The organism is Plantibacter auratus (genome assembly GCF_050587365.1).
Lineage (GTDB): Bacteria > Actinomycetota > Actinomycetes > Actinomycetales > Microbacteriaceae > Plantibacter > Plantibacter auratus.
Genome location: NZ_JBOBFV010000001.1, coordinates 208,278 through 225,832 on the forward strand (window position 1 = coordinate 208,278; position 17,555 = coordinate 225,832).

Sequence of the window (17,555 nt, forward strand, 5' to 3'; positions counted from 1 at the left end):
TGGGTAGTACCCGCGCTCGGAACTCCAGGCACGAGGCAGAAAGCTCTTGGCTCCGCGAGCCAAAGGTCGACTTTACCAGACTCGGCGCGCGTCTGCTCGCCAGCCGAGGACGACTCGCCGAGCATGGCGGTCAGGAGGGAGCGACGGCCGAGCGTCCGGCGCGGGCCGAGCGGGCGTGGAACCGGCCGTCCTCCTCGGTCAGTTCGATCGGGAGGTCGAAGGTCTCGCTGAGGTGCTCGGCCGTGAGTGTCTCGGCGATCGGGCCGGCGGCGACGATGCCACCGTCGCGAACGAGCAGGACGTGGGTGAAGCCGACGGGGATCTCCTCGACGTGGTGGGTCACCATGATGATCGCCGGTGAGTCGTCGGCGCTCGCGTAGCCGCCCAGCAGCTCGACGAGCTCCTCGCGCGTGCCGAGGTCGAGGCTCGCGGCCGGCTCGTCGAGCAGGAGGAGTTCGGGGTCGGTCATGATGGCCCGCGCGATCTGCACGCGCTTCTGCTCGCCGTCGCTCAGTGTGCCGAAGCGGCGGTCGGCGAGGTGGTCGAGCTTCCATTCCGCGAGGACCCGCGACGCGCGCTTCACGTCGATGTCCTCGTACTGCTCGACCCAGCGCCCGGTGACCGAGTAGGCCGCCGTGAGCACGACGTCCAGGACGGTCTCCTCCGGCGGCACCCGCTTCGCGAGGGCGGAGGACGCGAAGCCGATGCGCGGGCGCAGTTCGAAGACGTCGACCCGGCCGAGCGTCTCGTCGAGTACGGAGACCGTGCCCTTCGAAGGGTGGATGAGCGTGGCCGCGAGCTGCAGGAGCGTCGTCTTGCCGGCGCCGTTCGGGCCGAGGACGATCCATCGCTGGTCGCCCGTCACCGTCCAGTCGACGCCATCGAGGATGGGGTTGAGATTGCGGACGACGGACACATCGGAGAACTGCAACACGCTCGGCATGGTCCTAGCCTATCCGCCAAGACTCGTCGCGCGTCGCCGTCCTCCGAGGTGTCCGCAGGTGGTTCAGACCAGGCTGCGGTAGAGCTCCGCCGTCTGGGTGGCGATGCGCGACCAGCTGAAGTCGGACTCCGCGCGTCGGCGACCAGCGGCCCCGTAGACCCTCGCCTGGGCGGGATCCTGGACGACCTCGGTGAGGGTCGCGGCGAGGTCGGCGACGAAACGCTCCGGGTCGAGCGGGGTGCCGGTGCCGTCGGACGCCTGCGCGAGCGGGACGATCCTGCCGGTCACACCGTCCTGCACGACTTCCGGGATACCACCGGTCCCCGTCCCGACCACGGCGGCACCGCAGGCCATCGCCTCGAGGTTGACGATGCCGAGCGGCTCGTAGATCGACGGGCACACGAAGGTCGTGGCGGCGGTGAGGACGGTGCACAGCTCGTGACGCGGGAGCAGTCGTTCGATCCACACGACCCCGGTGCGCTCGCGCTGCAGCTCCTCGACGAGCCCCTTGACCTCGGCGAGGATCTCGGGGGTGTCGGGAGCGCCGGCGCACAGGATGAGCTGCACGTCGGGTGGCAGCAGTCGGGCCGCGCGGAGCAGGTACGGCAGCCCCTTCTGACGGGTGATCCGACCGACGAAGACGACGGAGGGACGGGACGGGTCGATGCTGAGGGACCGCAGCAGCTCGTCGTCCACGCGTGGCTGCCAGTCGGTCAGGTCGATGCCGTTGTAGATGACCTGCACCTTGGCCGGGTCGAGGCTCGGGTACGACCGCAGTATGTCGCGACGCATGCCGTCGCTGACCGCCACGACGGCCGCGGCGCCTTCGTAGGCGGACTGCTCGATCCAGCTGGACACGCGGTACCCACCGCCGAGCTGCTCGGCCTTCCACGGGCGGAGCGGCTCCAGACTGTGCGCGGTCACGACGTGCGGGATGCCGTGCAGCAGCGACGCGAGGTGACCGGCGCCGTTCGCGTACCAGGTGTGCGAGTGCACGAGGTCGGCCCCGGCGACGTCCTGGGCGATCAGGAGGTCCGTCCCGAGTGTCGTGAGGGCGCCGTTCGCCCCCTCGAGCTCGGCCGGGACGCCGTACGCGACGGTGTCGGCCTCGTCGCGTGGAGCGCCGAAGCAGCGCACGGTCACATCGATGTCGCTCCGGAGGGATTTCACCAGCTCGGACACGTGGACGCCTGCGCCGCCGTAGATCTCCGGCGGGTACTCCTTTGTCACAAGATCAACTCGCATGTCTAGACGCTAGTACAGGTCTCGTCCGGCATCTATTGTGAAGCCATGGCCGCCTCAAAGAAGATCTTCGGAATCGTCCTCGCTGGTGGGGAAGGGAAGCGGTTGATGCCGCTGACCGCAGACCGCGCGAAACCGGCCGTACCGTTCGGCGGGCAGTACCGCCTGATCGATTTCGCGCTGTCGAACCTCATCAACTCCGGACTCACCCAGATCGTCGTCCTCACCCAGTACAAGTCCCACAGCCTCGACCGCCACGTCTCGCAGACCTGGCGGTTGTCCGGCCTGCTCGACTCCTATGTCGCGTCCGTGCCGGCGCAGCAGCGTCTCGGGAAGCGCTGGTTCAGCGGATCCGCCGACGCGATCCTGCAGAGCCTGAACCTGATCCGCGACGAGAAGCCCGACATCGTCGTGGTCGTCGGCGCCGACCACGTCTACCGCATGGACTTCGCGCAGATGATCGAGGCGCACATCGCCTCGGGCAAGAAGGCGACGGTCGCCGCGATCCGTCAGCCCATCTCCCTCGCCGACCAGTTCGGCGTCATCGACGTCGACGCGGACGACCCGACGACCATCGCCCGCTTCCTCGAGAAGCCGCTCGACGCGCCGGGCCTGCCCGACTCCCCCGGCGAGGTGCTCGCCTCGATGGGCAACTACGTCTTCGACGCCGACGCACTCATGCAGGCGGTCATCGACGACGGTGAGGTGACGAGCTCGAACCACGACATGGGTGGCGACATCGTCCCGTACTTCGTCGACCGCGGTGAGGCCGGCGTGTACGACCTCCAGCGGAACGACGTGCCCGGCTCGACGGATCGCGATCGCTACTACTGGCGCGACGTGGGGACGATCGAGTCGTTCTACGAGGCCCACCAGGACCTCATCTCGACGCTCCCGATCTTCAACCTGTACAACCGCGACTGGCCGATCTTCAGTTCGCAGCTGAACTCGCCGCCGGCGAAGTTCGTGCGGGACGCGAAGGGCAACCTCGGCCAGACCATCGACTCGATCGTCTCCCTCGGTTCGCTGCTGTCCGGTGCCCACATCGAGCGCAGTGTCCTCGGGCCATGGGCGCTCGTGGAATCCGGCGCCCACGTCTCCGACTCGGTCGTGTTCGACAAGGTCCACATCGAACCGGACGCCGTCGTCAAGCGGGCTATCCTGGACAAGGATGTGGTGGTCACCTCCGGCGCGAGCGTCGGTGTCGACCACGACCGTGACCGCGCTCGCGGTTTCACCGTCACCGAATCCGGTCTCACCGTGGTTGGCAAGGGAGTACGCGTCGTTCCATGAGTACCGAGCGTTCGGCAGTGGCGGATCCCGAGGCAGCACTCCCCCCACAGGCCGGACGAGGCGTCCGGTTCCTCGCGGTCCTCGACGCCGACTCGACGCTCATCCAGAACGAGGTGATCGAGCTGCTCGCCGAGGAGGTCGGCAGCCTTCCTGAGGTCGCCGCCATCACCGAGCGCGCCATGCGCGGTGACCTCGACTTCGCCGACAGCCTCCGGGCCCGGGTCGCGACGCTCGCGGGCCTGCCCGTCGACCGGATCCCGGTGATCGCCGAACGGATCCGGACGACGGTCGGCCTGGAGACGCTGATCGGTCGGCTGCATGCGCACGGGTCACGGATCGGTGTCGTGTCCGGCGGGTTCCATGAACTGCTCGACCCGCTCGCCGAGGTACTCGGCCTCGACCATGTGCGGGCGAACCGTCTCGAGACCGCCGACGGTCGGTTGACGGGAGGCCTCAGCGGTCCCATCATCGACGCGGCGGCGAAGGCGGCCGCACTGCAGGAGTGGGCCGACGAGGACGGCGTGCCGTTGGGACGGACGATCGCGATCGGCGACGGAGCCAACGACCTCGAGATGATGGCCGTCGCCGGCCTCTCGGTCGCGTTCAACGCGAAGCCGATCGTCCGCCGCCATGCCGACGTCGTCGCCGGCCGGGTCGACCTCGCCGGCGTCCTCCCGCTCCTCGGGATCTGATCCGCGCGTCGGGGTCAGCGCCCGATGTCGGGTTCTCCTCGGTGCGGTGCTGCCCGGGTCAGTGACCCATGCCGAGGCCGCCGTCGACCGGGATCACGGCGCCGGAGATGTAGCCCGCGTCGTCACCGGCGATCCACGTGACGACCTTCGCGACCTCGTTCGCACTCGCGAAACGCGCTGCCGGGATGCTTTTCTTGTACTCGGCCTGGGTCTCTGCGGGCAGTTCGGCGGTCATGTCGGTCTCGATGAACCCCGGGGCGATCACGTTCGCCGTGATCCCACGTGCACCGAGCTCGCGGGTGATGGACCGCGCCATGCCGATGAGGCCGCTCTTCGAGGCCGCGTAGTTGACCTGTCCGGCGGACCCGTAGAGGCCCACGACGCTGGAGATGAGCACGATGCGCCCGAAGCGTGCCTTGAGCATGCCTTTGGACGCACGCTTGACGACGCGGAAGGACCCGCCGAGGTTCGTGTCGACCACCTGGTCGAAGTCGTCTTCGCTCATCCGCATGAGCAGGGTGTCCTTCGTGATGCCCGCGTTCGCGACGAGCACCTCGACCGGCCCGAGCTCCGACTCGATCTCGGTGAACGCCGCGTCGACGGAGGCTGCGTCGGTGACGTCCGCGCGGACCGTCAACGTGCCCGCGGGGCCCTCGCCGGATCGTGCGGTGACGGCGACGCGGTGACCCTGCGCGACGAACTCCTCGGCGATGGCGAAGCCGATCCCCCGGTTGCCTCCGGTGACGAGTACGGTGCGTGGTGCGGTCATGGTCGATTCCTCTCCTGCGGCGATACCGGCCGACTCGTGCGGCGGCCGTCGGGGCGCGCGGCGTTCCGGCCGCGGACCCGTACCAGCATATGGGGGTACTCCCTTTCTCCCGGTGATTTGGGGGCTTCGCCCACCCGCCGAGCGCGTAGGCTGGTCATGGCATGAAGCAGCAGAGCATCACCTCCCTCCCACCGGCTCCCGAACAAGAGCGCCGGCAGCGGCTCATCAAGTACTCGATCACCATGGGTGTCCGGTTGCTTTGCCTCGCTGCGCTCCCGTTCGTCCAGGGCGGCTGGATGTTCGCGGTCGCAGCCGGTGCCATCTTCCTGCCGTACGTCGCCGTGATCATCGCGAACGCCGGGTCGCTGCCGTCGCAGGGGGCCATCGAGCGCCCCACCGGTGTCGTCGTGTCCCAGCGGCCGATCATCGTCGACGACCCGGTTCCGCCTCGTCCGGCCGACCAGGCATGATCGGGTTCGGTGCCGAGCCCGACGGCGTGATCTGCTCCCGGGCCGGCTGCCGCGCGGCGGCGAGTTGGCGGATCGAGTGGCGCAATCCGAAGATCCACGCGGAGGACCGCGTGAAGGTCTGGACCGCCTGCGACGAGCACGTCGACTTCTTGGAGGCCTTCCTCGAAGCCCGCTCCTTCCCGCTCGAGCGGCGTCCGCTGGCGTCGGAGGTCGGCTCATGAGCGCGGGTTGGCGGTTCGCCTTCAGCCGCCGTTGGCTCGGCTACCTCGGCGTCGCGATCGTGTTCGCGATCGTGTGCGTCCTCCTCTCCAACTGGCAGCTCGCCCGGGCGAGCGAGAAGGAGGAGGAGGTCCAGCGCATCGAGACCAACTGGGACGCGACTCCGATCCCGCTCGACGAAGCGTTACCGTCGCTCGACTCCTTCAGCGTGGCCGACGAATGGCATCCGGTGTCGATGAGCGGTACCTACCTGCCTGACGAACAGCTGCTGGTCCGGAACCGTCCCCGGAACAACCAAGCGGGCTTCAACGTCCTCACGCCGCTCCGACTTGCCAACGGAGACGTGTTCATCGTCGACCGTGGCTGGGTCGCTGCGAACGATTCACTCGAAGCACCCGAGTCGGTCCCGGCCCCTCCGAGCGGTGAGGTCTCGGTCGTCGTCCGCATCCGACCCGGCGAACCGACGCTCCCGGGCCGCGGGGCCGCCGACGGCCAGGTGGCCACGATCAACCTCCCGCAGATCGCCGAACTCCGCGGCGAGACGCTCTACTCCGGTGCGTACGGCATGCTCCTCTCGGAGAGCCCGGCGCCTGCCGAAGCGGCACCGCTCGGTCCGATCAAGCCCGAGCCGAACGAGGGGATGCACCTCTCGTACGCGCTGCAATGGGTGGTCTTCGCGCTGATGGGCTTCATCTTCCTCGCCTATGCCATCCGTCAGGAGTACCGCATCCTGAACTCCGACGACCCAAAGGAGCAACGGCGTGCGGCTGCGCGCGCCGAACGGCTCGCCGCGAAGGCACGGTCCGACGCCGATATCGAGGATGAGATCCTCGAAGCGAGTCGCTGACCCGACTGCCCCGAGCCGTCGACGGACGGGGCGTACCCGGCCCGTGATGCTCACGGGCCGGGCGCACTGGCCCGCTGGCGCTAGGCCAGGCTGACGAGGTCCTGGTAGTCCTTGTTCCAGTGGTCCTCGACGCCGTCGGGCAGGATGAGCACCCGCTCGGGGTTGAGCGCCTCGACGGCGCCCTCATCGTGACTCACCAGCACGACGGCACCCTCGTAGTGGGCGAGCGCGTCGAGGATCTCCAGCCGGCTGGCCGGGTCGAGGTTGTTGGTCGGTTCGTCCAGAAGAAGCATGTTCGCGCCCGAGACGACGATCATCGCGAGAGCGAGTCTCGTCTTCTCGCCACCGGACAGCACGCCCGCGAGCTTGTTGGAGTCGTCGCCGGTAAACAGGAACGAGCCGAGGACCTTGCGCGCTTCCATCTCGGTGATGTTCGGCGACGAGGAGACCATGTTCTCGAGCACGCTGCGCTTCACGTCGATCGTCTCGTGCTCCTGCGCGTAGTAGCCGATCCGCAGGCCGTGCCCGGGCTCGAGCTGCCCGGTGTCGGGCTGGTCCACTCCGGCGAGGATCCGCAGCAGGGTCGTCTTGCCCGCACCGTTGAATCCGAGGATGACGACCTTCGAGCCACGGTCGATCGCGAGGTCGACGGCCGTGAAGATCTCGAGCGAGCCGTAGCTCTTCGACAGGTTGCTCGCCATGAGGGGCGTCCGGCCACAGGGCGCCGGGGTCGGGAATCGCAGCTTGGCCACGCGGTCTTGCGCGCGGACCTCCTCGAGCCCGGACAGCATCCGCTCGGCGCGAGCCACCATCTGGTGGGCTGCCGCCGCCTTGCTGGCCTTCGCACCGAACTTGGCCGCCTGGAGCTGGAGCGCCGTCGCCTTCTTCTCGACGTTGGTGCGCTCCTTCTTCCGGCGCTCCTCGTCGGCCTCGCGCTGACGCTGGTAGTTCTTCCAGTTCATGTTGTAGATGTCGATGACGGTGCGGTTCGCATCGAGGTAGAAGACGCGGTTGACGGTCTCGCCGACGAGCTCGATGTCGTGCGAGATCACGATGAACCCGCCTTTGTACTGCTTGAGGAACTCACGCAGCCAGACGACGGAGTCGGCATCGAGGTGGTTGGTCGGCTCGTCGAGGATGAGCGTTTCGGCGTCGGAGAAGAGGATGCGCGCGAGTTCGATGCGGCGACGCTGTCCACCCGAGAGCGTCTTCAGCTGCTGATCGAGGATGCGGTCGGGCAGGTTCAGGTTCGATGCGATCGAGGCCGCCTCGGCCTCTGCGGCGTACCCGCCGAGCGCGTTGAACCGGTCGGTGAGGTTGCCGTACTTCTTCATGGCGGCTTCCGCCACCTTCGGGTCGTCGCTCGCCATGGCCATGCTCGACTCGTGCATGCCGAGCGCGAGCTGGCCGAGACCACGCGCATCGAGGATGCGGGTGCGGGCGAGGTCCTCCGGGTTGCCGGAGCGCGGGTCCTGCGGCAGGTACCCGATCTCGCCACCGCGATCGATCTTGCCGTTCGTCGGGAGGGTCTCGCCCGCCAGCGTCTTGGTCAGGGTCGTCTTCCCGGCACCGTTACGGCCGACGAGGCCGATCTTGTCGCCGGCGGACACGCGGAAGTTCACGTGCTCCATGAGCACGCGTGCCCCCACGCGGATCTCGAGGTCGTGCACACTCAGCACAGGCATAGTCCATTTCTTCGGGTGCGTTTCGACAACGCGGAGGGTGGGGGTCAGCCTCCCAGTATAAATCGTGAATCCGATGCTCAGCACCGCGGCCGTTCCGGCAGGGTTCCGGCGCGGCCGGACGGGCGTCAACGCAGGGCGGAGATCCGTCCGACCGCCTCGGTGAGGAGCTCGGGTGAGCAGGCCAGGTTGAGTCGTGCGTGGCCGACGCCTCCGGGCCCGAACGGGGCGCCCTCCTGCAGGGCCACGCGCGCCTCGCGCAGGATGCGCCGCGCCGGGGGTTCGGTCCAACCGAGCGCGGTGCAGTCCAGCCAGGCGAGGTACCCGGCGGCAGGCGGTCGGTAGCCGACCTCGGGCAGCTCGGCGCCCAGCAGCTCACCGAGCAGCCGCCGGTTGCCGTCGAGCAACCCGAGGAGCCCGTCCAACCAGGGCTCTCCCGCCTCGAAGGCGGCGACCGAAGCCAGCACACCGAACTGGCCCGTCCGCCAGAACACCTCGACCGGCATCCCAGCGACCACGCTCCGCGGCCCGGGGCCGGCGGTGACCATCACCGCGCACTTCAGGCCGGCGAGGTTCCAGGCCTTGCTCGCCGACAGGACGGCGTACCCGTGTTCGGCGGCCTCGTCGGACACGCTGAGATAGGGGACGAACCGCTCGCCCGGCTGGGTGAGTGGAGCGTGGATCTCATCGCTCACGACGGCGACTCCGTACCGCGCGGCCAGTGCGGCGACCGAGCGGAGTTCGTCGACCGTGTGCGGCCGACCGATCGGGTTGTGCGGGTTGCAGAGCAGGAACGCCTTCGCGCCGTTGCGGAAGGCGGCTTCGAGACCGTCCAGGTCGAGCCGCCAGCCTCCGGCGGGATCGTCGGCGCGGCTGGACCCGAGCAAGGGGACGTCCACTACGACTCCCCCGGCCTCGGTGACGAGGTCGAAGAACGGCGGGTAGACCGGCGAGGTGATCACGACGCCCTCGCCGGGCGAGATGACGCGCCGCAGGATCTCGACGATGCCCATGCTGACGTCGGCGGTCGTGAACACGGAGCCGGGATCCACGTCCCATCCCCATCGTCGCGCTGCGAAGCCGGCGAACGCCTGTGGGAGCCGTGTGCGGCTCGCGACATACCCGGCGTCACCGCGGTCGATCGCCGCGTGCAGGGCATCGCGGATCACGGGTGCCAGCGGGACGTCCATCTCGGCCACGAACATGGGCAGGACGTCGTCGGGGTACTCGGACCACTTCTCGCTCGTCCGGCTGCGCAGGACGTCGAGGGGGTCAGCGGACACGATCTCGGTCATGTCTCGACCTTATCCGGGATCAGCCGGGCGACGCTGCCGGGAACAGGACGACGGACGGCTGCAACGCAGCCGTCCGTCGTCGTGGAGGTTCGATCAGATCGAGAAGCCGAGGGCACGCATCATGTCGCGCCCGTCGTCCGTGATGCGCTCCGGGCCCCACGGCGGCATCCACACCCAGTTGATGCGGAAGGCGTCGACGATGCCGTCGAGTGCTTGACCCGTCTGCTCCTCGAGGACGTCCGTGAGCGGACATCCGGCGGAGGTCAGGGTCATGTGGATGATGAGCGCGTCGTTCTCGTCATCCCAACCCAGGTCGTAGATGAGACCGAGGTCGACCACGTTCACCCCGAGCTCGGGGTCCATGACGTCCTTGAGCGCCTCTTCGACCTCGTCGAATCGTTGCGGACTGAGCGTTGTTACCATGTCGTTATCTTAGACCGCTCACGCGGCTTCAGGCACCTTCCGGGGCGACGACGGCGTCGACGAGGAAACGGTCGTAGCCTTCGTTCTCGAGTCGGTCGGCGAGCTCGGGACCGCCCTGCTCAGCGATCTTGCCGGCGACGAAGACGTGCACGAAGTCCGGCTTGATGTAGCGCAGGATGCGCGTGTAGTGCGTGATCAGCAGGACGCCGAGGCCCGTGTTCTCCTTGGCGCGGTTGACGCCCTCGGACACGATCTTGAGGGCGTCGACGTCGAGGCCGGAGTCGGTCTCGTCGAGGACTGCGAACTGCGGCTTCAGCAGCTCGAGCTGGAGGATCTCGTGACGCTTCTTCTCGCCACCGGAGAAGCCCTCGTTGACGTTGCGCTCGGCGAAGGCAGGCTCCATGCGCAGGTTCTTCATCGACTCGCGGACGTCCTTGATCCAGCCGCGGATCGCGGGCGCCTCGCCGTCGACGGCGGTCTTCGCCGTGCGGAGGAAGTTCGTGACCGTGACGCCGGGGATCTCGACCGGGTACTGCATCGCGAGGAAGAGTCCGGCACGGGCGCGCTCGTCGACGCTCATCGCGAGGACGTCCTCGCCGTCCAGCGTGATGGATCCGCTGTCGACGGTGTACTTCGGGTGGCCGGCGATCGTGTACGCGAGCGTGGACTTGCCCGAACCGTTCGGACCCATGATCGCGTGCGTTTCGCCCGTGCGGATGGTGAGGTCGACGCCACGCAGGATCGGCTTGGTGCCCTGCTCGGTTTCGACGCTGACGTGCAGGTCGCGGATTTCGAGGACTGACATGGTGCTAGATCTCTTTCGTTGCGGTCGGGTCGATGTAGATGTCACCGTCGATGAGCTCGACGGTGTAGACGGGGACCGGCTCGTAGGCCGGAAGGGTGAGCGGCTTGCCCGTCGTGAGCGAGAACTGCGAGCCGTGTGCCCAGCATTCGAGGTTGCCGTCCTCGACGAAGCCTTCGGACAGCGAGATGTCGCCGTGGGTGCAGACGTCGCCGATCGCGAACAGTTCGTCCGACGCGTCGCGCACGAGGGCGATCGGCACGCCGTCCACCACGACCCGCTTGGCCTGGTTGACGGCGAGCTCGTCGAACGAGCACACCTTCGTCGCCATCAGTGCTGCGCTCCGCCGGCGCCCTGTCCGTCGGCGCCGAGCAGTTCGGCCTCGATGGCCGCCGAGAGGCGCTCCTGCAGCTCGGTGTCACCGATCTGCTGGATGATCTCCACGAGGAAGCCGCGGACGACGAGTCGTCGTGCCTCGTCCTCAGGGATGCCTCGAGCCTGCAGGTAGAAGAGCTGCTCGTCGTCGAAGCGTCCGGTCGCGCTCGCGTGACCGGCACCGGCGATGTCGCCGGTCTCGATCTCGAGGTTCGGCACCGAGTCGGCACGGGTGCCGTCGGAGAGGACCAGGTTGCGGTTCTGCTCGTAGCTGTCGGTGCCGACGGCACGGTTGCTGATGAGGACGTCGCCGATCCACACGGACCGCGCACCCTCGCCCTGCAGTGCGCCCTTGTAGGTCACGCGCCCGCGGGTGTTCGGTGCGTCGTGGTGCATGTAGACCTGCTGCTCGAGGTGCTGACCCGCGTCGGAGAAGTACACGCCGAGCGAGTCGAGGTCCGAGCCCTGACCGGCGAGGTGCAGGGTCGGGTTCACCCGGACGACCTTGCCGCCGAGCGACACCACGACGTGCTTGAGGTGGGCGTCGCGACCGATGGACGCGAAGTGGCTGGCGAGGTGCACGGCGGCGTCGTCCCACCACTGCACGGTCACGACGGTCACGTCGGCCTGTTCGCCGACGACGATCTCGACGTTCTCGGTGAGGCGGGCGTCGCCCGCGTTCTCGATGATGATGAGGCCACGGCTGAACGGCGCGGCGGTGATGACGGTGTGCGCAGCGCGGGCGCCGTCGCCGAGCCCACTCCGCTCCAGGCGCAGGGTCTTGGGCTCCTCGCCCGTGACCGAGATCGCCAGTGCCTGGTCGAAGCTCGACCAGGCGTTCGCGGAGGCGCGCTCCTCCGGCACGCCGGCGGAGCCGACGCGGGCGTCGTCGCGACTGATCCACTCGACGCTGAAACCGCCGACGTCGTCGTGCGTGATCGGGGTGGGTGAGCCGTCGAGCTCCCCCGCGGTGAGGTCGGTGAACTGCGCGACCGGGCTGAGCTTCCAGACCGCCTCGCGTCCCGTCACCGCTGGGAAGTCGGCGACATCATAGGAGCTGAAGCGCTCCGATCGGGTCTGCACCGGGATGACGCGTCCTGCGCCGTCGCTGTGTGCCGTGATGCCGTGCTGTCCTTCGGTCTGAGTCGGTGCTGCAGTCGTCATTAACCGACGGATCCTTCCATGCCCATCTCGATGAGCTTGTTGAGTTCGAGTGCGTACTCCATGGGCAGTTCGCGGGCGATCGGCTCGATGAAGCCGCGGACGATCATCGCCATGGCCTCGTCTTCCGGCATGCCGCGGCTCATGAGGTAGAAGAGCTGCTCCTCGCTGACCTTGGACACGGTCGCCTCGTGTCCGAGCTGGACGTCGTCCACACGGATGTCGATCGCCGGGTACGTGTCGCTGCGGGAGATGGTGTCGACCAGGAGCGCGTCGCAGCGCACGGTGTTGGCCGAGTGATGGGCGTTGGCGTCCACCCGGACCTCGCCGCGGTATCCCGCGCGTCCGCCGCCTCGGGCGATCGACTTGGAGACGATGGACGACTGCGTGTACGGAGCCATGTGGATCATCTTCGCGCCGGCGTCCTGGTGCTGGCCGGGACCGGCGAACGCGACGGACAGGGTCTCGCCCTTGGCGTGCTCGCCCATGAGGTAGATGGACGGGTACTTCATCGTGACCTTGGATCCGATGTTGCCGTCGATCCACTCCATGGTCGCGCCTTCGGCGGCCGTAGCGCGCTTCGTGACCAGGTTGTAGACGTTGTTCGACCAGTTCTGGATCGTCGTGTAGCGGACGCGGGCGTTCTTCTTGACGATGATCTCGACGACCGCGGAGTGCAGCGAGTCCGACTTGTAGATCGGCGCGGTGCAACCCTCGATGTAGTGCACGTAGCTGCCCTCGTCGGCGATGATCAGCGTGCGCTCGAACTGACCCATGTTCTCGGTGTTGATCCGGAAGTAGGCCTGCAGCGGGATCTCGACGTGCACGCCGGGCGGCACGTAGACGAAGGAGCCACCCGACCACACGGCGGTGTTCAGCGCGGCGAACTTGTTGTCGCCGGACGGGATGACCGTGCCGAAGTACTCCTCGAAGAACTCGGGGTGCTCGCGCAACGCCGTGTCGGTGTCCATGAAGATGACACCCTGCGCCTCGAGCTCCTCGTTGATCTGGTGGTAGACCACCTCGGACTCGTACTGCGCGGCGACGCCGGAGACGAGGCGCTGGCGCTCCGCCTCGGGGATGCCGAGCTTCTCGTAGGTGTTCTTGATGTCGTCCGGCAGGTCCTCCCAGGTCTGAGCCTGCTTCTCGGTGGACCGGACGAAGTACTTGATGTTCTCGAAGTCGATCTCGGAGAGGTCGGCACCCCATGTCGGCATGGGCTTGCGCTCGAACAGCTGCAGGGCCTTGAGGCGGCGCTGCAGCATCCAGTCCGGTTCGTTCTTCAGTGCGGAGATGTCGGCCACGACCTCGGTGGAGATGCCGCGGCGCGCTGAAGCGCCGGCGACGTCGCCGTCGTGCCATCCGAACTCGTATTGGCCGAGACCGGCGAGCTCCGGGCGATCGATCAGGATGTCTGACATGTGTCCCTCTTTCCTCCCTGGAGACAACCACCGGCTGGAGGTCGTCATTCCCTCCCATGGCACGCGCCTGATCGGAGCGGATTGGGGAGGGGATGTGCGGGCGGCTTCTTCGCGAACCTACAATGTTCATGAACCATGGCGCTTCTCGCGCGCACCGTGAACCTCATAATCCTACAGCTTCCTGTGGGTTGTGGGTGAGGACGGTGGATACGGCAGCCGTGGCCACCGCGAACCGAAGGATCGACCCCGTGTCACACCACTCCAAGACCGCCGGTCGACCGACGCCGGCACCGTCCCTTCCCGACCGGGTGCGGGCCACCCGGTTCTGGCAGTGGTTGCCGACGACGATCGACAAGCGCGTGCGGGTCGTCGCCTGGCTCTCGTTCGCCTTCCAGCTCGTCCTCATCGGGACCGGGGGCGCCGTGCGTCTGACGGCCTCCGGGCTCGGGTGCCCGACGTGGCCACGCTGCACGGACGACTCCTTCGTCAACACGCCGGAGATGGGCATCCACGGGTTCATCGAGTTCGGCAACCGACTCCTGACCTTCGTCCTCGCGGCCATCGTCATCGCCGCGTTCCTCGCGGTGATCCGCATGCGTCGGCAGCGCCCCGACCTCTTCCGACTGACCCTGCTCCAGGGCCTGTCGATCCCCGCGCAGGCGGTCCTCGGCGGCATCACCGTCCTCACCGGGCTGAACCCGTACGTGGTCGGGCTGCACTTCGTCATCTCGATCGTCCTCGTCGCCCTCGCGACGATGCTCGTCCATCGGGTCTACCGCGGCCCCCGCGGTGCGGTGAAAGTCATGCCCGGCTGGTACCTCGGCGTCGTCCACCTGACGAGCCTCTTCGTCGCCGTCACCGTCGTGTTCGGCATCCTGACGACGGGCTCGGGCCCGCACGCCGGCGACAACTCGAAGGAGGTGCCGGCGCCGCGCAACGGGTTCGACCCCGAGTTCCTCCAGCACCTCCACAGCTGGCCCGCCTACGCGACGCTCGCCGGCACCATCGTGCTGCTCGTCGGTGCGATCGCGCTCGGCGCCCGCCGCGGGTCGCGCGGGGTGCGCACCGCGGTCTCCACACTGCTCGCGGTCGAAGTGGTGCAGATCATCGTGGGGCTCACCCAGGCCCGCCTCGGACTCCCCGAGGTGCTCGTCGGGCTGCACATGGTGCTCGCCGGACTGCTCGTCGCCGCGATGACCTGGGTCGTGCTGCAGCAGCGGATCCCGGTCCGGACCGCGTCACGCGTCGACGAGTCGGCATTCCTCAGCGTCTCCCGCTGACGACTCAGACGCTCTCCCGCTGACGGTTCAGCGGGCCTGCTGACGGCTCAGCGCGCCTGCTGACGGCTCACTGCGCCTGCTGACGGCTCAGAGCATCCCGACCGCGGTCACCCGGACGACCGCGGTGCCGGTCTCGTCGGAGGCGTCGAGATCGATGACCGCGCTGATCCCCCAGTCATGGTCGCCGGCTGGATCGGCGAACACCTGACGCACCCGCCAGACACCGCCCGTGTCGCCGACCGGGCGCTCGTCCTCGTCGTCGACGACCAGCAGCGCCGGGCTCCGTGCTGCAGCACCCGTCGGGAGTTCACCGTGCTCCTCGAAGTACGGATCCATGGCGTCCGCCCAGGTGTCTGCGTCGAATCCAGCCGACGCGTCGAGCTCGCCGAGCGCGTCGTAGTGCTCCAGCGACGCGAGCTGGACCCGGCGGAAGAGTTCGTTCCGGACGAGGACGGTGAACGCCCGGCGGTTGGCGAGGACGCTCCGTGGCGTGGGTGGGAGTGACCGACTCGTCTCCGCATGGCGTTCGGGGTCCGGGTGGGACAGTTCCTCCCACTCGTCGAGCAGACTCGAGTCGACCTGTCGGACGAGTTCTCCGAGCCACTCGATGAGGTCCTGGAGCTCCTCGTCCTTGAACTCGTCCGGCACGCTCTGCCGGATCGCCCGGAAGGCGTCGGAGAGGTACCTCAGAACGAGTCCCTCGGACCTCGAGAGACTGTAGAACGAGACGAACTCGCTGAAGTTCAGTGCGCGCTCGATGAAGTCGCGGACGACCGCCTTCGGGCGCAGCTCGAGGTCGAGTGCCCACGGCTGCGCGGCGGTGTAGCTCGTGAACGCCGCCTCGAGGAGTTCCGCCAGCGGTCTCGGATGGGTGACCGCCTCGAGGAGCTCCATGCGCTGGTCGTATTCGATCCCCTCGGCCTTCATCGCCTGCACGGCCTCACCCCTGGCGAGGTGCTGCTGGGCCATGACGATCTGGCGCGGATCGTCGAGCGTCGACTCGACGACCGAGATGACGTCGAGGGCGAAGCCGGGCTCCGCTGGGTCCAAGAGCTCGAACGCGGCGAGGGCGAAGGGCGACAGCGGAGCGTTGAGTGCGAAGTTCGGCTGCAGCTCGACCGTGAGGCCGATGACGACCTCACCCGTCTCGGGGTCGATCGTCTGGGTGATGACGCCTGCCGTGCGAAGGGTGCGGTAGATCTCGAGCGCGCGCCTGGCCAGGGCGAAGCGTCTCGCCCGAGGCTCGTGGTTGTCGAAGACGAGGGAGCGGATGGTGCCGAAACTGTCACCGCCGCGTGCGATGACGCTGAGCATCATCGCGTGGGTGAGCTGCATGTGGCTGGTCAGTGTCTCAGGCTCGGCCGCGACGAGACGCTGGAAGCTCGGCTCCCCCCAGGACACGAACCCCTCCGGCGCCTTCTTCCGGATGATCTTCCGGCGCTTCTTCGGGTCGTCGCCGGCCTTCTCGATGAGCTTGAGGTTCTCGGTCTCGTGCTCGGGGGCCTGGACGACGACGGTGCCCGCAGTGTCGTAGCCGGCCCGACCCGCACGACCGGCGATCTGGTGGAACTCCCGGGCGTTCACCTGACGCATCTTCGTGCCGTCGTACTTCGTGAGCGCCGTGAACAGGACGGTGCGGATCGGGACGTTGATCCCGACGCCGAGGGTGTCCGTCCCGCAGATGACGCGGAGAAGACCACGTTGGGCCAGCTGCTCCACGAGGCGTCGGTACTTCGGCAGCATGCCGGCGTGGTGCACGCCGATCCCGCTGCGGACGAGTCGGGACAGCGTCGTGCCGAACGCGGTGCTGAACCGGAAGTCGCCGATGGCGTCGGCGATCTCGTCGCGTTGCTCGCGGGTGACGACCTTGAGGCTGGTCAACGCCTGTGCCCGCTCGAGCGCCGCCGCCTGCGCGAAGTGGACGATGTAGATCGGAGCCTGTCCCGTGTGGAGGAGGTCTTCCACGGTCTCGTGGATCGGTGTGGTCGCGTAGGAGAAATGGAGCGGGACCGGTCGTTCGACACCGGTCACGATGGCGGTCTCGCGGCCGGTCCGGCGCTCGAGGTCGCGCGCGAGATCGCCGACGTCGCCGAGGGTCGCGGACATGAGGATGAACTGCGTGTCCGGGAGGGTGAGGAGCGGCACCTGCCACGCCCACCCGCGGTCGGGGTCGGCGTAGAAGTGGAACTCGTCCATCACGACCTGGTCGATGCCGGCGTCCTCGCGGTGCCGGAGCGCCAGGTTGGCGACGATCTCCGCGGTGCAGCAGACGATCGGCGCGTCGGCGTTCACCGAGGAGTCCCCGGTGACCATCCCGACGTTCTCCGCGCCGAACATCTCGACGAGTGCGAAGAACTTCTCGCTGACGAGCGCCTTGATCGGGGCCGTGTAGTAGCTGCGGCGACCGGAGCTCAGCGCCGCGAAGTGTGCGCCGGCGGCGACGAGGCTCTTGCCGGTCCCCGTCGGGGTGGAGAGGATGACGTTGGCGCCGTCGACGATGCCGATGAGCGCCTCCTCCTGCGCCGGGTACAGGCTCAGTCCTCCGGCCTCGGCCCAGGAGACGAACCGGTCGAAGACGATGTCGGGGCTCTCCCCCGCCGCAGCGATCAGCCGGCCGCGTTCCGCTGCGTCAGCCACCGGG

General features: G+C 68.1%; 17 protein-coding genes. 6 read left to right on the forward strand and 11 right to left on the reverse strand.

All coding sequences use genetic code 11. The annotated features are described in order from the left end of the window. Positions 1–130 precede the first annotated feature (130 nt). The gene (locus ACQ3HE_RS00995) at positions 131–943 is read right to left on the reverse strand and encodes an ABC transporter ATP-binding protein (RefSeq protein ID WP_159878845.1); all 813 of its coding nucleotides are present in this window, start codon (positions 941–943) and stop codon (positions 131–133) included. A 63-nt stretch (positions 944–1,006) separates the two neighbouring features. After that, positions 1,007–2,188, reverse strand: a complete 1,182-nt coding sequence (glgA, locus tag ACQ3HE_RS01000; RefSeq protein ID WP_430890922.1) for a glycogen synthase — start codon at positions 2,186–2,188, stop codon at positions 1,007–1,009. 45 nt (positions 2,189–2,233) lie between these two features. Here glgA and ACQ3HE_RS01005 point away from each other — a divergent pair, with 45 nt between their 5' ends. Both ACQ3HE_RS01005 and serB read left to right on the forward strand, forming a co-directional pair. Further along, positions 2,234–3,478 (forward strand): glucose-1-phosphate adenylyltransferase, encoded by a 1,245-nt coding sequence (locus ACQ3HE_RS01005; protein WP_064296946.1) that lies wholly within the window; start codon positions 2,234–2,236, stop codon positions 3,476–3,478. After that, positions 3,475–4,170 carry a phosphoserine phosphatase SerB gene (gene serB, locus ACQ3HE_RS01010; RefSeq protein ID WP_426738032.1) on the forward strand — a complete coding sequence of 232 codons (696 nt, stop codon included), beginning with the start codon at positions 3,475–3,477 and terminating at the stop codon, positions 4,168–4,170. The genes ACQ3HE_RS01005 and serB overlap by 4 nt, the downstream gene beginning before the upstream one ends. Before the next feature lie 58 nt (positions 4,171–4,228). On the opposite strand, the gene fabG is transcribed toward serB, so the two are convergent. Further along, the gene (gene fabG / locus ACQ3HE_RS01015; RefSeq protein WP_079705970.1) at positions 4,229–4,939 is read right to left on the reverse strand and encodes a 3-oxoacyl-ACP reductase FabG; all 711 of its coding nucleotides are present in this window, start codon (positions 4,937–4,939) and stop codon (positions 4,229–4,231) included. A 161-nt stretch (positions 4,940–5,100) separates the two neighbouring features. On the opposite strand from fabG, the gene ACQ3HE_RS01020 reads away from it, so the two are divergent. From ACQ3HE_RS01020 to ACQ3HE_RS01030, 3 genes are read left to right on the forward strand one after another with little or no spacing between them, the layout of a single operon-like run. Then, entirely contained in the window at positions 5,101–5,409 is a 309-nt protein-coding gene (locus ACQ3HE_RS01020) for a DUF3099 domain-containing protein (RefSeq protein ID WP_137241654.1), read from the forward strand. Then, positions 5,406–5,630, forward strand: coding sequence for a hypothetical protein (locus tag ACQ3HE_RS01025; RefSeq protein ID WP_430890923.1), 225 nt, complete (start codon positions 5,406–5,408; stop codon positions 5,628–5,630). The genes ACQ3HE_RS01020 and ACQ3HE_RS01025 overlap by 4 nt, the downstream gene beginning before the upstream one ends. After that, positions 5,627–6,475, forward strand: a complete 849-nt coding sequence (locus tag ACQ3HE_RS01030; RefSeq protein WP_085510918.1) for an SURF1 family cytochrome oxidase biogenesis protein — start codon at positions 5,627–5,629, stop codon at positions 6,473–6,475. The genes ACQ3HE_RS01025 and ACQ3HE_RS01030 overlap by 4 nt, the downstream gene beginning before the upstream one ends. A gap of 80 nt (positions 6,476–6,555) precedes the next feature. On the opposite strand, the gene abc-f is transcribed toward ACQ3HE_RS01030, so the two are convergent. From abc-f to sufB, 7 genes are all read right to left on the reverse strand, one after another. Then, positions 6,556–8,154, reverse strand: coding sequence for a ribosomal protection-like ABC-F family protein (abc-f, locus tag ACQ3HE_RS01035; protein ID WP_056005615.1), 1,599 nt, complete (start codon positions 8,152–8,154; stop codon positions 6,556–6,558). Between the two features lie 131 nt (positions 8,155–8,285). Continuing rightward, positions 8,286–9,452: a MalY/PatB family protein gene (locus tag ACQ3HE_RS01040; RefSeq protein WP_430890924.1), complete on the reverse strand. Its 1,167-nt coding sequence runs from the start codon at positions 9,450–9,452 to the stop codon at positions 8,286–8,288. Positions 9,453–9,545: 93 nt separating this feature from the next. Then, complete coding sequence (locus ACQ3HE_RS01045) at positions 9,546–9,875, reverse strand: metal-sulfur cluster assembly factor (protein ID WP_056005622.1); 330 nt, start codon at positions 9,873–9,875, stop codon at positions 9,546–9,548. A gap of 28 nt (positions 9,876–9,903) precedes the next feature. Then, on the reverse strand, positions 9,904–10,680 hold the full coding sequence (sufC, locus tag ACQ3HE_RS01050) for a Fe-S cluster assembly ATPase SufC (RefSeq protein WP_064296938.1): 777 nt from the start codon (positions 10,678–10,680) through the stop codon (positions 9,904–9,906). A 4-nt stretch (positions 10,681–10,684) separates the two neighbouring features. Then, positions 10,685–11,008: a non-heme iron oxygenase ferredoxin subunit gene (locus ACQ3HE_RS01055; protein ID WP_064296937.1), complete on the reverse strand. Its 324-nt coding sequence runs from the start codon at positions 11,006–11,008 to the stop codon at positions 10,685–10,687. Then, the gene (gene sufD / locus ACQ3HE_RS01060) at positions 11,008–12,216 is read right to left on the reverse strand and encodes a Fe-S cluster assembly protein SufD (protein WP_430890925.1); all 1,209 of its coding nucleotides are present in this window, start codon (positions 12,214–12,216) and stop codon (positions 11,008–11,010) included. The genes ACQ3HE_RS01055 and sufD overlap by 1 nt, the downstream gene beginning before the upstream one ends. Continuing rightward, positions 12,216–13,634, reverse strand: a complete 1,419-nt coding sequence (gene sufB, locus ACQ3HE_RS01065) for a Fe-S cluster assembly protein SufB (protein WP_079705963.1) — start codon at positions 13,632–13,634, stop codon at positions 12,216–12,218. Before sufB ends, sufD begins: the two co-directional genes overlap by 1 nt. A 308-nt stretch (positions 13,635–13,942) precedes the next feature. Between sufB and ACQ3HE_RS01070 the strand changes: the two genes are divergently transcribed. Then, positions 13,943–14,914: a COX15/CtaA family protein gene (locus tag ACQ3HE_RS01070; protein WP_371413693.1), complete on the forward strand. Its 972-nt coding sequence runs from the start codon at positions 13,943–13,945 to the stop codon at positions 14,912–14,914. A gap of 87 nt (positions 14,915–15,001) precedes the next feature. On the opposite strand, the gene ACQ3HE_RS01075 is transcribed toward ACQ3HE_RS01070, so the two are convergent. After that, positions 15,002–17,551, reverse strand: coding sequence for a DEAD/DEAH box helicase (locus tag ACQ3HE_RS01075; RefSeq protein WP_430890926.1), 2,550 nt, complete (start codon positions 17,549–17,551; stop codon positions 15,002–15,004). Between the last annotated feature and the right edge of the window lie 4 nt (positions 17,552–17,555).

What these genes read in the sequence shown, in the direction of transcription:
- ACQ3HE_RS00995 (WP_159878845.1), bottom strand. Translation starts at nt 943, where the DNA reads ATGCCGAGCGTGTTGCAGTTCTCCGATGTGTCCGTCGTCCGCAATCTC.
- glgA (WP_430890922.1), bottom strand. Translation starts at nt 2,188, where the DNA reads ATGCGAGTTGATCTTGTGACAAAGGAGTACCCGCCGGAGATCTACGGC.
- ACQ3HE_RS01005 (WP_064296946.1), top strand. Translation starts at nt 2,234, where the DNA reads ATGGCCGCCTCAAAGAAGATCTTCGGAATCGTCCTCGCTGGTGGGGAA.
- serB (WP_426738032.1), top strand. Translation starts at nt 3,475, where the DNA reads ATGAGTACCGAGCGTTCGGCAGTGGCGGATCCCGAGGCAGCACTCCCC.
- fabG (WP_079705970.1), bottom strand. Translation starts at nt 4,939, where the DNA reads ATGACCGCACCACGCACCGTACTCGTCACCGGAGGCAACCGGGGGATC.
- ACQ3HE_RS01020 (WP_137241654.1), top strand. Translation starts at nt 5,101, where the DNA reads ATGAAGCAGCAGAGCATCACCTCCCTCCCACCGGCTCCCGAACAAGAG.
- ACQ3HE_RS01025 (WP_430890923.1), top strand. Translation starts at nt 5,406, where the DNA reads ATGATCGGGTTCGGTGCCGAGCCCGACGGCGTGATCTGCTCCCGGGCC.
- ACQ3HE_RS01030 (WP_085510918.1), top strand. Translation starts at nt 5,627, where the DNA reads ATGAGCGCGGGTTGGCGGTTCGCCTTCAGCCGCCGTTGGCTCGGCTAC.
- ACQ3HE_RS01040 (WP_430890924.1), bottom strand. Translation starts at nt 9,452, where the DNA reads ATGACCGAGATCGTGTCCGCTGACCCCCTCGACGTCCTGCGCAGCCGG.
- ACQ3HE_RS01045 (WP_056005622.1), bottom strand. Translation starts at nt 9,875, where the DNA reads ATGGTAACAACGCTCAGTCCGCAACGATTCGACGAGGTCGAAGAGGCG.
- sufC (WP_064296938.1), bottom strand. Translation starts at nt 10,680, where the DNA reads ATGTCAGTCCTCGAAATCCGCGACCTGCACGTCAGCGTCGAAACCGAG.
- ACQ3HE_RS01055 (WP_064296937.1), bottom strand. Translation starts at nt 11,008, where the DNA reads ATGGCGACGAAGGTGTGCTCGTTCGACGAGCTCGCCGTCAACCAGGCC.
- sufD (WP_430890925.1), bottom strand. Translation starts at nt 12,216, where the DNA reads ATGACGACTGCAGCACCGACTCAGACCGAAGGACAGCACGGCATCACG.
- sufB (WP_079705963.1), bottom strand. Translation starts at nt 13,634, where the DNA reads ATGTCAGACATCCTGATCGATCGCCCGGAGCTCGCCGGTCTCGGCCAA.